Here is a 14867-nt window from a genome sequence, read left to right as displayed (position 1 = left end):
ACCCGCGATGACCGCCGTCCAGGCTCCGCCCGCCATCGACGCCGACCCGTTCGGGCACGAGGCCCTCGAAGACCCGCTCCCCCTCCACTCACGGCTCCGCGACGCCGGGCCCGTGACGTATCTGACCAGGTACGACGTCTTCGCTCTGGGCCGGTACGAGCAGGTGGTCGTCCGGTCGCTGCTGTCGGCGGGCGTCGACACGACCGTGCACGGGCTCGCCGCCGTCCTCTACGCCTTCGCGGTGAACCCGGACCAGTGGCGGCGGCTGCGGGAGAACCCGGCCCTGGCCCGGACGGCGTTCGACGAGGCGGTCCGGTGGCAGTCGCCCGTCCAGACGTTCTTCCGCACCGCCGTCGGCGACCGCGAGATCGCGGGAACCGTGGTCCCGGACGGCCGGAAGATCCTCATGTTCCTCGGCGCCGCGAACCGCGACCCCCGCCGGTGGGCGGACCCGGACGCGTTCGACCTGGCGCGCGACCCGTCCGGCCACGTCGGGTTCGGCATGGGCATCCACCAGTGCGTCGGCCAGCACGTGGCACGCCTGGAGTCCGAGGCGCTGCTGACGGCCCTCGCCCGGCGCGTCGAGCGCCTCGAACCCGCGGCCGACCCGGTGCGCCACCACAACAACACGCTGCGGGCGTGGAAGAGCCTGCCGGTCCGGGTGTCCTAACCACAGGGCGTACCGGCTAGAGCCGCACGTACTCGTAGTCGAACGGCTGCCCGTTGATCCCGTTGCGGGGCGGAGCGATCCAGCCGGCGATCTTGCCGCGCTCGTGCACCGGCCTCATCAGCGACCGGACGTGGGTCTTGTCGACCTCCGTCGGGAGCCAGGCGCCCTTGCGCCGCTCCCACTCGTCCGCGTCGAGGATCTCCCCGTCCGGGGTGGCCTCGATCCCGGCGAACGCTCCCACCTTGCGGTTGAAGGCGACGCTCGGAAGGTAGAGGCGCTGCGGCAGGCCCGCGTCCGCCAGGATGCGGTTCCACCGGTTGACGCCGCTCTGGCAGTCCGCGATGTACTCGCGCCGCAGGTCGGTGTTGAGTCCGGTGAGCGCGGCGACCTCGGCCTGGCCGATGGCGCCGTCGACGAGGGCGTCGACCATGATGGCGTCGTCGGTGAGGCGGTGGTCGTCCTTGCGGCGGCCCTCCATCCAGCGTCCCTTGAGCCCGGCCGTGTAGTAGTTCGCGACGTTGCCGGACGTCTCGGAGCCGAACAGGTCGAGCGAGACGGAGTAGTGGAAGTTCAGGTACTTCTGGACGACGTCGAGGGAGATCGCGCCGTGCGGGGTGACGTCGTCGGTGTCGTGCTCCTTCATCAGCTGGACCGTCCGCTCGACGACCCGGTCGATGCCCGTCGTGCCCACCATCATGTGGTGGGCCTCTTCCTTCAGCATGAACTCGCAGGTTCGCGACAGCGGGTCGAAGCCGGACTCCTTGAGCGTGCCGAGCTGGTACTTGCCGTCGCGGTCGGTGAAGTAGGTGAACATGAAGAAGGACAGCCAGTCGGGCGTCTCCTCGTTGAAGGCGCCCAGGATGCGCGGCGACTCCTCGCTGCCCGAGTTGCGGTGCAGGAGCTCCTCGGCCTCCTCGCGTCCCTCACGTCCGAAGTAGGCGTGCAGGAGGTAGACCATCGCCCACAGGTGGCGGCCCTCCTCGACGTTCACCTGGAACAGGTTGCGCAGGTCGTACAGGCTCGGCGCGGTGGCACCCAGGTTGCGCTGCTGCTCGACGGACGCCGGCTCGGTGTCACCCTGGATGACGATGAGGCGCTGCAGGTCGGCCCGGTACTCGCCCGGGACCTTCTGCCAGGCGGGCTCGCCCTTGTGGGCGCCGAAGCCGATGCGGCGGTCGCCGTCGCGTTCGGCCAGGAAGACGCCCCACCGGTAGTCCTTCATGGCGACGTGCCCGAAGTGCGCCCAGCCTTCGCGGCCGACGTTCACGGCCGTCCGCAGGTACACGTCCTGCGTCGGCAGTGCCGGCCCCATGGACTCCCACCAGTTGAGGAAGTTGGGCTGCCACGACTCCAGGGCCCGCTGCAGCCGCCGGTCCTCGTGGAGGTCGACGTTGTTCGGGATCTTCTCGCTGTAGTCGGCACTGGTCGCCATGGGTCAGACTCGCTTTCGGTCGAAGTCGGCGCGCTGGCCTGTGCCGTAGCGGCGGAGGGCGCCGTCCGGCCCGGACGCGTTCGGGCGGGTGAAGATCCAGTTCTGCCAGGCGGTGAGCCGGCCGAAGATCTTCGTCTCCAGGGTCTCCGGGCCGGGGAAGCGGTAGTTGGCCTCCAGCCCGGTGAGGGCGTCGGGGCTGAAGCTGGCCCGCTCCTCCACGGCGATGCGGACCTCCTCGTCCCAGTCGATGTCGTCGGGCGCGAACGTGACCACCCCGAGGCGCTCGGCGTCGCCGGCCTCCAGGGGCTTGCCCGCGGCGTCGCGGACGGCGGCCAGAGCGGCGTCGTCGCCGAGGAACCGGGTCTCCAGGCGGGTGAGGCCGTTGCCCATCGGCAGCGGGCCGAGGTTCATCGCGTCGACGGTGATCGTGGCGGGGTCGGCGTCCGGATCGACGTCCTCGAAGACGCCGTCGAGCTGGTACGTGCGGTCGGCGGCCAGCGCGATCTCCAGGAGCGAGCCGGCGAAGCAGCTGCCGGGCTCGATCAGGGCGATGAGGCTGCGGCTCGTGACGTCCAGGCGCTTCAGGGTCCGCTTGAGGTAGTGCACGATCTCGTTGGCGAGCCAGTCGCCGGCGTTGTCCAGCAGCAGCCGGTCGTGCGCGAGGACGTGCCGCGCCTCCCCGGTCGTGCGGAGCACCCAGGTGCCGAGCTCCAGCTCGTTGGTGCGCAGGTCGAGGATCAGGTCGTCCAGCTCGCGGGTCATGGCGAGGGTCCAGAAGCCGGCGTCGCGGAAGCCGCCGGGGGCGGCGTCCGGGCCCGCGATCGTGATCTCGGCGGCGCCCGCGTCGCGGTCCAGCCTCGCCGACACGTGCCGGTAGGCGATGGAGGTCTCCGTGCGCTCCTTGTCGAGCCGCGGGAGCGCGATGCCCTCCGCCTCCTGCGGACGGGACGAGCGCGCCGCCAGGTCCCGCGCGCGTTCTGCGACCGTCGCGTCCCAGGCCGTGCGCGGGACGGCCTCGTCCACCAGGCCCCACGCGACGGCCTTCCTGCCGCCGAGCCCCTCGGCCTTGGTGGAGAAGTAGTCGGCGCGGTCGCGGCGGACGTGCCGCTTGTCCGACACCCGGGTGAGGCCGCCGGTCCCGGGCAGGACGCCGAGCAGCGGCAACTCCGGTAGGGACACCACCGACGAGCGGTCGTCGACGAGCATGATGTGGTCGCAGGCCAGGGCGAGCTCGTAGCCGCCGCCGGACGCGGTGCCGTTGAGAGCCGCCAGGTAGGTCTGGCCGGAGTTCGCCGTCGCGTCCTCGATGCCGTTGCGGGTCTCGTTGGTGAACTTGCAGAAGTTGACCTTCCACGCGTGGGGGGACGCGGCCAGCATCCGGATGTTGGCGCCCGCGCAGAAGATCTTCTCCTTGCCGCTGGTGATCACCACGGTCCGCACCCCGGGGTGCTCGAACCGCAGCCGCTGGACGGCGTCGTAGAGCTCGATGTCCACGCCGAGGTCGTAGGAGTTCAGCTTCAGCTCGTAGCCGGGCACGAGCCCGCCCCGCTCGTCCACCGCCATGGTCAGGGTGGCGACCGGGCCGTCGACGTCCAGGCTCCAGTGCCGGTAGCCGGACGGCTCCGTCCGGAACTCCACGTGCGTCATGCGCCGTCCCTCCGCCGTGCCGCCGTCTCCACCATACTCCACAAATTTCGTTCTATACGTTAATAGTTTGTAGCATATCGACGCGCGGGGCCGCCCCGGGCGAGGGGGGCCCGGGGCGCGTCAGGGCGTGCCGAGCAGCGTCGCGGCCAGTTCGCGGACCGCGAACCGCCGCAGCTTGCCGGTCGGGGTCGTCGGGAGCTTGTCCACCACCAGCACCTCGCGGGGGCGCTTGAACGACGCGAGCCCCGCCCGGCAGAACTCGATCAGCTCCGCGGGCTCGGCCGCCGCCCCCTCCTTCAGCACGACGCAGGCGATCGGCTTGTCGAGCCCGTCGGCGTCCGGCAGCCCGACGACGGCGACCATCGCGACCGCCGGATGCTCCAGCAGCCGCCCCTCCACCTCGGCGGGCGACACCCAGATGCCGCCGGACTTCAGCATGTCGCCGGTCCGGCCGAGGCACGTGTAGTAGCCGTCCTCGTCCACCACGTAGGTGTCGCCGGTGCGCAGCCACTCGCCCTGGAAGACCTGCCGCGTCGTCTCCGTACGGCACCAGTAGCCGGTGGCGATCGACTCGCCCTTCACCAGCAGCGAGCCCGGGGTCCCCCGCGGCACGTCGGCCCCTGCGGAGTCCACGACCCGCAGCTCGTAGCCGGGGACGGCGGTGCCCGTCGTCCCCGGGCGGACCTCGCCCGGACGGTTCGACAGGAAGATGTGCAGGCACTCCGTCGAGCCGATCCCGTCGATGATCTCCACCCCGTACCTGGCGGTGAACCGGCGGCACAACTCGGCGGGCAGCGGCTCGCCCGCGGAGACCGCGAGCCGGACCGAGGCGAACGCCTCCACCGGCACCTCGGCGTTGAGGATCGCGGCATAGAAGGTGGGGACGGCGAAGAAGAGCGTCGGCCGGCACTCCGCCAGCCGCTCGGCCACCGACGCGGGCGTCGGGCGGTCGGGGTCCAGGATCGCCGTGGCGCCCACCGCGAGGGGGAAGAACAGCGAGTTGCCGATCCCGTAGGCGAAGAAGAGCTTGGCGACCGAGTAGCAGCGGTCCTCGGGCGTGATGCCGAGGACCTCGCGGCCGTAGGTCTCCACGACGTGCCGGATGTTGGCGTGCCGGTGCATCGCGCCCTTCGGCTTGCCCGTCGTCCCGGACGTGTAGAGCCACAGCGCGCTGGAGTCGCCCGAGGTCACGTAGGGATCGGCCGGCGCGCCTCCGCCATCCCGGCCCGCGGCGACCAGGTCGTCGAAGGGGCTCACCCGCACGCCGTCCGGCGCCCGGAGCCCGGAGCCGCCCTCCACCGCGACGCGCCGGACGCCGGGCGCGTGCTCCAGGGCCGACTCCGCGGCGACCGCGAACCGGTCGCTCACCAACAGGACCCTGGCCCGCGCGTCGTTCAGCAGGGCGGCCAGCTCGGCGCCCGTCAGCATCGTCGAGACCGGGACAGGGACGGCGCCGAGCCGCATCGCGCCCAGGATCGCGGCGGCCATGGACGGGCCGTCGGCCATGAACAGGACCACGCGCTCCTCGGGGCGCAGGTCCCACCGTTCGAGCCCGGCGGCGACGTGCCCGGCCAGGTCGGACAGTTCCGCGTAGGTGAGGTCGCCGCCGGGGCCGGTCAGGGCCGTCCGGCCGGCGGTCACGGCGCTCCGGGCCGCGCGGAGCAGGTAGTCGGACGCGTTGAAGGTGTCGGGCGGGACCGGTGCGGTCGCCGTCTCAGCGGTCATCGGGGTCTCCCCTCGCCGGGAACCGTGCCACCAATGCTCTACAGGCACAAAACGCTAGTCAATAGACTTGTGGAACGATGGTCCTTCGCGCGGAACCGGCACGGGGCGGCGCCCGGCTCGCGCGATACTGGACAGGCTTCCATGGACGGGCGTGCCCCAGAAGGGCCCAGAAGGAGGAGCAGATGGCCCGAACCGGCGAGGACGCGGCCCGCCCCGAGCCGAGGTTCCGCCGCCGCCGCGAGCTCGGCGCGGCGAGCGCGCGTTCGCTGCTGCTGACGGTGCTGGGCGAGTTCGTGCTCCCCGGCGGCCGGCCGGTCTGGACGGCGACGTTCCTGCGGGCGCTCGGGCTGCTCGGCGTGGAGGAGAAGGCCGTCCGGCAGGCCCTCGCCCGCAGCGCCGGCGAGGGCTGGCTCGCCGGGGAGCGGCACGGCCGCCGCACCGCCTGGCGGCTCACCCCGGCCGGCGAGCGGCTGCTCACCGACGGCACCGAGCGCATCTACGGCTTCGGCGGCCCCGTCGGCGACTGGGACGGGCAGTGGCTGGTGGTGCTCGCCACCGTCCCGGAGACCAGCCGCCGCCTCCGCCACCTGCTGCGGACGCGGCTGGCCTGGAACGGCCTCGGCAACCTCTCCCCCGGCGTGTGGGTCAGCCCGCACCCCGAGCGCGAGCAGGAGGTCCGGGAGGTCCTCGCCGAGATCGGCGTCGCCGGCACCTCCACCCTGTTCGTGGGGCGGCTCGGCGACCTCGACGAGGCGCGGCGCGTGGCCCGGCAGGCCTGGGACCTCGACGAGATCGAGCTCGCCTACGAGGACTTCCTCGACGCCGCCGGCGCGCTGTGCCCCGCCGACGACGCCGGCACGTTCGCCGCGCACACGAGGCTCGTCCAGGAATGGCGCCGGTTCCCGTTCCTCGACCCGGGCCTCCCGGCGGAGCTCCTCCCCGGCGACTGGAGCGGCTCGCAGGCGTTCGCGCTCTTCCACGAGCGCCATGACACCTGGCGTCCCATCGCCGACCGCCAGTGGAAGGCGATGGAGACCTGACCGGAGCCTCCGTTGCGGGGTTCTAGCCCTTCGGAGAGAGCTTCAGCAGGTTGACGGTCCCCTCGGCGACGACGCGGTCCTTGTCGTCGGTGATCGTCGCCTGCCAGGTGACGTGGTCGTCCACCCGGTCGACGGGGCGGGCGCGGGCCGTCAGGCGCCCCCCGCGCACGGCCCGGATGAACCGCGTGTGGTTGCTGACGCCGACGACCTGGTTGTCCAGCCCCACGGTGAGGGCGGCGCCCATGCTGCAGATGGTCTCGTTGATCGCGCAGTAGACGCCGCCGTGGACGATCCCGTAGGCCTGCATCAGCTTGGCGGTGACCTCGATCTCGGCCACGACCTCCCGGTCGGACGCCTCGGTCACCAGCAGGCCGAGCGTCTGGTCGAGAGGGCCCGCGTAGCCGCCGCCTTCCACCGTCATTCCCGAAAGCTATCCAGCCGCCGAAACGAGCGTCAACGGCGGGACAGGCCGCGGGAGGGTGTAGGCGGCGCGTCCCCGGGAAGGCGGAGAGCGTCGGCGCCGCGGATGGGAGGGCCTGCGATGGGCAGCTTGGTCGGACGGAACCTGCTCGCCGGAGCCGAACCCGAGGTCGCCGCCGACGCCGGCTACCCGGACGCTCCCCCCAGGATGGGCTTCTTCACCGACACGTCCGTGTGCATCGGATGCAAGGCGTGCGAGGTGGCGTGCAAGGAATGGAACGCCGTCCCCGAGGACGGCCTCGAATTCACCGGGATGTCCTACGACAACACGCAGGGCCTCGGCGCCGACACCTGGCGGCACGTCGCGTTCATCGAGCAGGACAAGCCCATGGGGCACGCCGAGTCCGGCGTGGACCACACCGGCGCGCCCGGTGACGGGGGCACCGACCTGCGCTGGCTGATGGCCTCCGACGTGTGCAAGCACTGCACGCACGCCGCCTGCCTGGACGTGTGCCCCACCGGCTCGCTGTTCCGCACCGAGTTCGGCACGGTCGTCGTCCAGGAGGACATCTGCAACGGCTGCGGCTACTGCGTCCCCGCCTGCCCCTACGGGGTGATCGACCAGCGCAAGGAGGACGGCCGCGTCTGGAAGTGCACGCTGTGCTACGACCGGCTCGGGGCGGGCCAGGAGCCGGCCTGCGCGAAGGCGTGCCCGACCGACTCCATCCAGTTCGGACCGCTGGAGGAGCTGCGCGAGCGCGCCGCGATGCGCGTCGACCAGCTCCACGGCCTCGGCGTCGAGGACGCGCGCCTCTACGGCCACGACCCGGACGACGGCGTCGGCGGCGACGGCGCGTTCTTCCTGCTGCTGGACGAGCCGGAGGTGTACGGGCTGCCGCCGGACCCGGTCGTCACCACGCGCGACCTGCCGTCCATGTGGCGGCACGCGGGCCTGGCCGCCGCCGCCCTGGCCGGCGGGCTGGCCGCCGTCTTCGCCGCCCACGGCCGCACGGGAGCCTGACGATGAGCACGTCCGACGTCGGCAGGGACGGCGTGCGCGGCGCGCGCCCGGGCCGCGAGGCGCAGGTCGGCGCGGGACCGGACCGCCGCGGGAGACGGCGCGGGCGCCGCGGCGAGAAGGCGATGGTGCCGGAGGCGGAGTTCACCTCCTACTACGGCAGGCCGGTTCTGAAGCAGCCCGTGTGGAAGGCCGCCGACGTCGCCGCGTACTTCTTCCTCGGCGGCCTCGCGGGCGCCGGCTCGGTGCTGGCCGCCGGCGCGCAGCTCACCGGGCGTCCGGCCGCGGCGCGGGCGTTGAAGATCTCGTCGCTGGCCGCGATCGCCGGGTCGACGGCCGCGCTGATCCACGATCTCGGGCGGCCCGAGCGCTTCGCCCACATGCTGCGCGTGATGAAGCCGACGTCGCCGATGAGCGTGGGCTCCTGGATCCTGGCCGCCTACGGCCCGGCGGCGGGCGCCGCCGCCGTGCTGGACGTGACCGGGCTGTTCCCGCGTCCGGGCAGGGCCGCCACCGCGGGCGCCGCCGCGCTCGGCCCGGCCGTCGCCGCCTACACCGCCGTGCTCGTCGCGGACACGGCCGTGCCCGCCTGGCACGAGGTGTACCGGGAGCTGCCGTTCGTGTTCGTGGGGTCGGGGACCGCCGCCGCGGCCGGCATGGCGCTGCTCGCGGCGCCGGTCCGGGAGACCGGGCCGATGCGGACTGCCGCCGTCGCCGGCGCGGCTTTGGAGGTGGGCGCGGCCAGGCTGATGGAGCGCCGGGCGGGGCTGGCCGCCGAGCCGTACACGGTGGGACGGGCCGGCCGGCTCATGCGCGCGGGCGAGATCCTGTCGGCCGCGGGCGCCGCCGGGGCCGTCCTGCTCGGCGGGCGCGGCCGCGCCGCGGCGGCGCTCAGCGGGGCGGCGCTCCTGGCGGGCTCGGTGTGCACGCGTTTCGGGGTCTTCCACGCCGGCGTGCAGTCCGCGCGCGACCCCAGGTACACCGTCGTACCCCAGCGGGAACGCCTCGCCGCGCGGGGTTCGGAACCGGACTCCTGACGCTGCCTGCTTTCTGCAAGTTCATTGAAATCTTGCGCAAGCTCTTGACCCGACTGCAAGAAGAGAGCATTCTCACGGGTGCTCGCGGACGGCCGTCCCCACCCCCTCCGGCGCCCGCCAGGCGCCTCGTGTCAGGAGTTCGCCGACATGTCCCCCACTGCCGCGCGACGCGCACGCGTCCCCCGCCGCCGATCCCTGCTCGCCGCCGGGATCCTCGTCCTCGGCGGCCTCTCCCCCGCCGCGGTCCTGCTCCCCGACCGCCCCGCGAAGGCCGCGATCTCCCTCAACTCCAGCGACGTCACCGCCAACCTCTGGGAGTGGAACTGGCCGTCCGTGGCCGCCGCGTGCACCGACCACCTCGGCCCGGCCGGGTACGGGGCCGTCCAGGTCGCGCCGCCCGCCGAGTCGGTCAGCCTCACGTCCACCGATGACGGCGCACACCCCTGGTGGGAGGTCTACCAGCCCGTCTCCTACGACCTGACCAGCAGGCTCGGCACCCGTGCCCAGTTCTCGGCCATGGTCACGGCCTGCCACAACGCGGGTGTCCGCGTGTACGTGGACGCGGTCATCAACCACACGGCGGGCCACAACAACACGGTGAACACCACCTATGGAGGCTCGACGTTCGATCCGGCGGGGTTCTCCTACCCGGCCGTCCCCTACGGCTACGGCGACTTCCACCACGCCAACGACGGGTACTGCAACGACGAGGACGCGGGCATCGACGACTGGAACAACACGTCCGAGGTGCAGAACTGCGAACTGGTGTCGCTGTCGGACCTCAAGACGCAGACCAGCTACGTGCGCGGCAAGATCGCCGGGTATCTCAACGACCTGATCGGGCTCGGCGTGGACGGGTTCCGGATCGACGCCGCCAAGCACATCGCGCAGAGCGACTTCGCCGCCATCAAGGGCGCGCTCGACCCCACCGCCGCGGAGGGCAAGGCGCCCTACATCGCGCAGGAGGTCTTCCCCGGCGCCACCAACCCGGACCTGAAGGCGTCCGCGTTCACCTCCAACGGTGACGTGCTCGGCTTCGCCTACGCGATGGGCCTCAAGACCCAGTTCCAGAACGGCACCCTGTCGAACCTGTCGGGCATCCGGTCCTGGACGCTGGACGCGGAGAGTTCCCAGACCTACGCCATGATCACCAACCACGACACCGAGCGGGACGGCTCCACGCTCAGCTACAAGAACGGCGCAGACTACACTCTCGCCACCTACTTCCTGCTCGCCTACCCGTACGGCAAGCCGACCGTCTACGACGGGTTCACCTGGTCGTCCAAGGGGCAGTCGCCGCCCGCCGACGCGAACGGGTTCGTCACCGCCGCGAACTGCTCCGGCGGCTGGCAGTGCCTCACCCGCTCGACCGGGATCAAGGGCATGGTCGGGTGGCGCAACGCGTCCGCGTCCGCGACCACCGTCTCCGACTTCACGGCCACCGCGTCCGACGTCATCGGGTTCAGCCGCGGGTCGAGGGGCTGGATCGGACTGAACGACTCCTCCGGGCCGTCCTCCGCGTCCTACCGGACAGGTCTCGCGGACGGCGTCTACTGCGACGTCATCACCGGCGGCCTCGGCCCGGACGGCTGCGCCGGCACGGCCGTGACCGTGTCGGGAGGGACGGCCACCGTGACCATCCCGGCGGGCGGCGCGGTCGCCATCCACGCGGACGCCAAGGCCGGTACGGAACCGGCGCGCACGACCGTCACGACCGGCCGCACCGCCGGCGACACCTGGAGATAGAGGCGCTCCGAAGACGGCACCGCCCCCCGCCGGTGCCCCCGGGGCCGGCCTCCTCGTGTGCGGAGGCCGGCCCCGGCCGCGTCAGTCGCGGGGCGTGCGGAACAGCACCTCCTGGGCGAGGCTGGCCGCCAGGACCCCGCCGGCGGTGTGGATCGTTCCCGTGTACCAGCCGCGCCCAGCGGCGACGGTCTGCGGGACGAGGTCCATCAGTACCCACTCGTCCATCCGGACGGTGCGGTGGAACCAGACCGCGTGGTCGAGGCTGGACCCGGACCGGGCGGGCCCGTCGTGCAGCGCGATCAGGCCGCTGGAGATGTCGGACAGGTACGTCAGCACGCACGCGTGCAGCAGGTCGTCGTCCGGCAGCGGCGCGGTGCAGCGCGACCACAGCCGGGTCGGGAAGTCGGCCGCCTCGTACGGCTGCGGCGGGACGCGCCCCTCCATCGAGAACAGCCGCGGGACCTGCGACTCCGGGAGGGTCCGCGGCTCCGGCGCCGCGGGCGCGGGGTGCACCTGCCGGTCCACGTCGTCCGCGGGCCGCTGGAACGACACCGACATGTTGAAGATGACCTCGCCGCCCTGCAGCGCCACCACCCGGCGCGCGGAGAACGAGCGCCCGTCGCGGTCCCGGTCCACCCGGAAGATCGTCGGCCGGGCCGCGTCGCCGCCGCGCAGGAAGTAGCCGTGCAGCGAGTGCGGAAGGCGCCCCTCCGGGACGGTGCCGCCGGCGGCGCGCAGCGCCTGCGCCGCGACCTGCCCGCCGTAGAGCGGGAACGGGTCGTCGAAGACGAGCGTGCCCCGGTAGAGGTCCCGGTCGAGCTCCTCGAGGTCCAGCAGGTCGAGGATGGAGTGGAGCGCTTCCAGCCGCGTGCCGGGCTCCTCGGAGATCTTGGGTCGCACGCCCGCGACGCTATCCGACGGCCGCATCCGGACGCCGCCCGGGTGGGCCTGCCCGCCGAATATCCCGCGTTCCGTGGGGCAGATCACAGAAGTCATGCTCCGCATCGCGTCACATGGAGGGGTGCGCCGCCCATCTATTTCTATGGCGGCACCGGCGCGCAAGGCTTGGGGAGGCGGCATGGAGAGTGTGGCGAGGAAGTTCGACCTGACCATGCTGTACGCCGCCTACGACGCGTTCCGCCGCGACACCGCCCGGCTGGAGGCGGCGGCCGGATCCGGCCGCCGCGCGGAGCAGCCGAGGAAGGCGGTCGCGAACAGCTGGTCCCTGTTCACCGGCCACTGGCGCCTCCAGGACCGCGCGGAGAAGGCGGCCCTCTGGACGGTCATGTACGCCAAGGACGCCGGGGCGTCGGCGTCCGGCGGGCTCGGCCGGGTCGGGGTCGTCCTGGACGCCATGGCGCTGCAGGCGGTCAAGGTCATCCCCCTGATCGACGGCCTCGACGCGGCGCTGGAGCACCGCGACCCGCGCGCGTTCGCCGATTACTCCCACGACCTCCGCGTCTCGGTCGACGCGCTCCTGGACTTCAAGGAGGCCAACGTCCTGCCGCTGATCCAGGAGACGCTCACGCCGTACGAGTGGGGCACCTTCGACGTGGAGTTCCGCCGCGAGCTGGGCCTGCGCGGGCTCGGCGTGTTCCTGCCGTGGCTGCTGGACGGCGCTCCCGCCGCAACGCGCCGCGCGGTGCTGCGGTTGCTGCCGCCGCCGATCCGGCTCTTCTACCGGGCGCGCTGGCGCCCGCGCTACATGCGCCGCAGCCACCTGGCCGGCGCGACAGGTTGAGGGCCACGCCGCCGCGTCCCGCACTGTGATCCGATCCACACCGGACGATGTCACATACCGCACCCTGCATCGGTCTTATGCCTAGAAGCGCGACATGCCCAGACGCGTGGAAGGGATGCGGACGATGGCGGGGACGAGAGCGGCCGGTGGGCGCCGGGCGGGCGCACGCGGCGCGCCGAGGAGCGTGGACGGCACGGCGCGGGCGCTGGACGAGCGGTTCGGCACGACCGGCTTCGCCCGCAAGGCCCTGAAGAAGGCCTTCCCGGACCAGTGGAGCTTCCTCGTCGGCGAGATCGCGATGTACTCGTTCGTGATCATCCTGCTGACCGGGGTGTACCTGACGCTGTTCTTCAAGCCGAGCATGCACGAGGTCGTCTACAACGGCTCGTACACCAAGCTCAAGGGCGTCGAGATGAGCGAGGCGTACGCCTCCTCGCTCAAGATCAGCTTCGATGTGCGGGGCGGGCTGCTCGTGCGGCAGATCCACCACTGGTCGACGCTCATCTTCATGGGCGCGATCCTCGTCCACCTGCTCCGCAACTTCTTCAGCGGCGCGTTCCGCAAGCCCCGCGAGCTGAACTGGCTCATCGGCATCCTCATGTTCATGCTGGTCATGCTGAACGGCCTGTTCGGCTACTCGCTGCCGGACGACCTGCTGTCCGGCACCGGCCTGCGGATCCTGGAGGGCGTCACGGCGTCGATCCCGCTCGTCGGCTCCTACGCGGTGATGTTCCTGTTCGGCGGGGAGTACCCCGGCACCGACATCATCCCGCGGCTCTACGTGATCCACGTGCTGCTGATCCCGGGGCTCCTGGCGGCGCTGATCCCGCTGCACGCGATCGTGCTGACCTGGCGGCAGACCCACACCCAGTTCCCCGGCAAGGGCAGCTCGAACACGACCGTCCGCGGCTACCCGTTCTTCCCCGTCTTCATCGCCAAGACCACGTCACTGTTCCTGTGGGTGCTCGGGATCACGACGCTGCTGGCCGCGTTCGTCCAGATCAACCCGATCTGGCTGTTCGGCCCGTACGACCCGGGCGCGATCAGCTCCGGCTCGCAGCCCGACTGGTACATGGGCTGGCTGGAGGGCGCGCTGCGGATCATGCCCGCCTGGGAGATCAGCGCGTGGGGGCACACGGTCCCGCTCAGCGTGGTGATTCCCGCGCTGGTGGTGCCGGGTCTGCTGTTCACCGGCCTCGCCGTCTACCCGTTCCTGGAACGGTGGGTGACCGGCGACCACCAGATCCACCACCTGCTGGACCGGCCGCGCGACGTCCCGGCCCGCACCGGCATCGGCGTCGGCGGCGTGGTCTTCTACGGGACGCTCTGGCTCGCGGGCGGCAACGACGTCCTCGCCGACCGGTTCCAGATCCCGCTGTTCTGGACGACCTGGTTCTTCCGCTTCTTCATCATCCTCGGGCCGGTGCTGGCCTACATCGTCGCCTACCGCATCTGCGTCGGCCTGCAGCGCCGCGACCTGGGGCTCGCCGCCCACGGGCTGGAGACCGGCATCATCCGCCAGTCGCCCGACGGAGGGTTCAGCGAGGTCGAGCGGCACCTGCCGGACGAGGCGATCGCCGCCATCACCGACCCGCGGCCGGCGCCCGCCGTCGACCTGGACGTCCCGCCGCCCGTCGACGACGTCGAGAGCCCGCGCGGCCGGACCGCCGCGGGCCGCCTGCGCGCCGCGCTCAACCGCCGGTTCCGGGCCGACCTCGCCGTCCTCCCGGAACGTCCCCCGGCCGGGGAGAACGGGGAACGGGAGGGCGCCGTGACCGCCGGCGCGGGACGCGAGATCAGCGCTCGAAGAGAAGGCGGATGACCGGTCCGGCCGCCTCGACGGGGTCGTCGCCGAGGTCCCGCAGCGCGCCGCTCAGCCACAGGTGCGCGAAGCCGTGGACGATCGACCACGCGGCGATCCCCGCCGTCCGGTCGTCCTGCGGCCCGCCCGGCGCGACCCCGCGCACGCCCTTGCGCAGGGCCTGCGCGGCGCGCTCGCGGGCCGCGCCGACCTCGGGGTCGTCGGCCCGGTAGAGCGCGGGGGTGAACATCACCTCGAAGTGGGCCCGGTGCCCGACCGCGAACCGGACGTACGCCAGGCCGATGTCGTGCAGCTCGTCGCCGGCCGCCTCCAGGGCGTCGGCGAAGAGCGCGTAGCCCTCGGCGGCGACGGCCGTCAGCAGGCCGGTCTTGTCCCCGAAGTGGTGGGCGGGCGCGGCGTGCGAGACGCCGGCGCGGCGGGCCAGCTCGCGCAGGCTCCACGCCGCCGGGCCCGACTCCGCGATCGCCTCGACCGCGGCGTCGAGCACGGCCCGCCGCAGGTTGCCGTGATGGTAGCCGTCGCCGCTCATGCCGCCATTTTGTCACCGGCAAGTTCCGCACCCGGCGCCC

General features: G+C 72.5%; 13 protein-coding genes. 7 read left to right on the top strand and 6 right to left on the bottom strand.

From position 1 onward, the window contains the following. Nucleotides 1–7: 7 nt before the first annotated feature. On the top strand, nt 8–670 hold the full coding sequence (locus ABGB11_RS17525; protein ID WP_347633940.1) for a cytochrome P450: 663 nt from the start codon (nt 8–10) through the stop codon (nt 668–670). Between the two features lie 16 nt (nt 671–686). On the opposite strand, the gene boxB is transcribed toward ABGB11_RS17525, so the two are convergent. From boxB to ABGB11_RS17510, 3 genes are all read right to left on the bottom strand, one after another. Next, nucleotides 687–2102: a benzoyl-CoA 2,3-epoxidase subunit BoxB gene (gene boxB / locus ABGB11_RS17520; RefSeq protein WP_347633938.1), complete on the bottom strand. Its 1416-nt coding sequence runs from the start codon at nt 2100–2102 to the stop codon at nt 687–689. A 3-nt stretch (nt 2103–2105) separates the two neighbouring features. Then, nucleotides 2106–3749 (bottom strand): 2,3-epoxybenzoyl-CoA dihydrolase, encoded by a 1644-nt coding sequence (gene boxC, locus ABGB11_RS17515; protein ID WP_347633936.1) that lies wholly within the window; start codon nt 3747–3749, stop codon nt 2106–2108. Between the two features lie 120 nt (nt 3750–3869). Continuing rightward, complete coding sequence (locus ABGB11_RS17510) at nt 3870–5474, bottom strand: benzoate-CoA ligase family protein (protein WP_347633934.1); 1605 nt, start codon at nt 5472–5474, stop codon at nt 3870–3872. Nucleotides 5475–5656: 182 nt separating this feature from the next. Here ABGB11_RS17510 and ABGB11_RS17505 point away from each other — a divergent pair, with 182 nt between their 5' ends. Then, nucleotides 5657–6514: a PaaX family transcriptional regulator C-terminal domain-containing protein gene (locus ABGB11_RS17505; protein WP_347633932.1), complete on the top strand. Its 858-nt coding sequence runs from the start codon at nt 5657–5659 to the stop codon at nt 6512–6514. Nucleotides 6515–6536: 22 nt separating this feature from the next. On the opposite strand, the gene ABGB11_RS17500 is transcribed toward ABGB11_RS17505, so the two are convergent. Beyond that, nucleotides 6537–6935: a PaaI family thioesterase gene (locus ABGB11_RS17500; RefSeq protein ID WP_347633930.1), complete on the bottom strand. Its 399-nt coding sequence runs from the start codon at nt 6933–6935 to the stop codon at nt 6537–6539. 207 nt (nt 6936–7142) lie between these two features. Between ABGB11_RS17500 and ABGB11_RS17495 the strand changes: the two genes are divergently transcribed. The 3 genes from ABGB11_RS17495 to ABGB11_RS17485 all read left to right on the top strand — a co-directional run bounded on the left by ABGB11_RS17495 (nt 7143) and on the right by ABGB11_RS17485 (nt 10735). Further along, entirely contained in the window at nt 7143–7955 is an 813-nt protein-coding gene (locus ABGB11_RS17495) for a 4Fe-4S dicluster domain-containing protein (RefSeq protein WP_347634113.1), read from the top strand. A gap of 2 nt (nt 7956–7957) precedes the next feature. Continuing rightward, entirely contained in the window at nt 7958–8989 is a 1032-nt protein-coding gene (gene nrfD, locus ABGB11_RS17490; RefSeq protein WP_347633928.1) for an NrfD/PsrC family molybdoenzyme membrane anchor subunit, read from the top strand. Nucleotides 8990–9136: 147 nt separating this feature from the next. Then, complete coding sequence (locus tag ABGB11_RS17485) at nt 9137–10735, top strand: alpha-amylase family protein (RefSeq protein WP_347633926.1); 1599 nt, start codon at nt 9137–9139, stop codon at nt 10733–10735. A gap of 81 nt (nt 10736–10816) precedes the next feature. Here ABGB11_RS17485 and ABGB11_RS17480 read toward each other — a convergent pair whose 3' ends face one another. Further along, nucleotides 10817–11635 carry an acyl-CoA thioesterase domain-containing protein gene (locus ABGB11_RS17480; RefSeq protein ID WP_347633924.1) on the bottom strand — a complete coding sequence of 273 codons (819 nt, stop codon included), beginning with the start codon at nt 11633–11635 and terminating at the stop codon, nt 10817–10819. A gap of 178 nt (nt 11636–11813) precedes the next feature. Between ABGB11_RS17480 and ABGB11_RS17475 the strand changes: the two genes are divergently transcribed. Both ABGB11_RS17475 and ABGB11_RS17470 read left to right on the top strand, forming a co-directional pair. Next, nucleotides 11814–12476 carry a hypothetical protein gene (locus ABGB11_RS17475; protein ID WP_347633922.1) on the top strand — a complete coding sequence of 221 codons (663 nt, stop codon included), beginning with the start codon at nt 11814–11816 and terminating at the stop codon, nt 12474–12476. Nucleotides 12477–12570: 94 nt separating this feature from the next. Beyond that, nucleotides 12571–14298, top strand: a complete 1728-nt coding sequence (locus tag ABGB11_RS17470; RefSeq protein ID WP_347633920.1) for a ubiquinol-cytochrome c reductase cytochrome b subunit — start codon at nt 12571–12573, stop codon at nt 14296–14298. Here the strand turns inward: ABGB11_RS17470 and ABGB11_RS17465 are convergent. Beyond that, nucleotides 14273–14827 (bottom strand): TetR/AcrR family transcriptional regulator, encoded by a 555-nt coding sequence (locus ABGB11_RS17465; RefSeq protein WP_347633918.1) that lies wholly within the window; start codon nt 14825–14827, stop codon nt 14273–14275. The genes ABGB11_RS17470 and ABGB11_RS17465 overlap by 26 nt on opposite strands. Between the last annotated feature and the right edge of the window lie 40 nt (nt 14828–14867).

The sequence above is a fragment of the Actinomadura sp. B10D3 genome, assembly GCF_039871695.1.
GTDB classification, from domain to species: domain Bacteria; phylum Actinomycetota; class Actinomycetes; order Streptosporangiales; family Streptosporangiaceae; genus Spirillospora; species Spirillospora madurae.
This window is presented reverse-complemented; position numbering and strand designations above follow the sequence as displayed.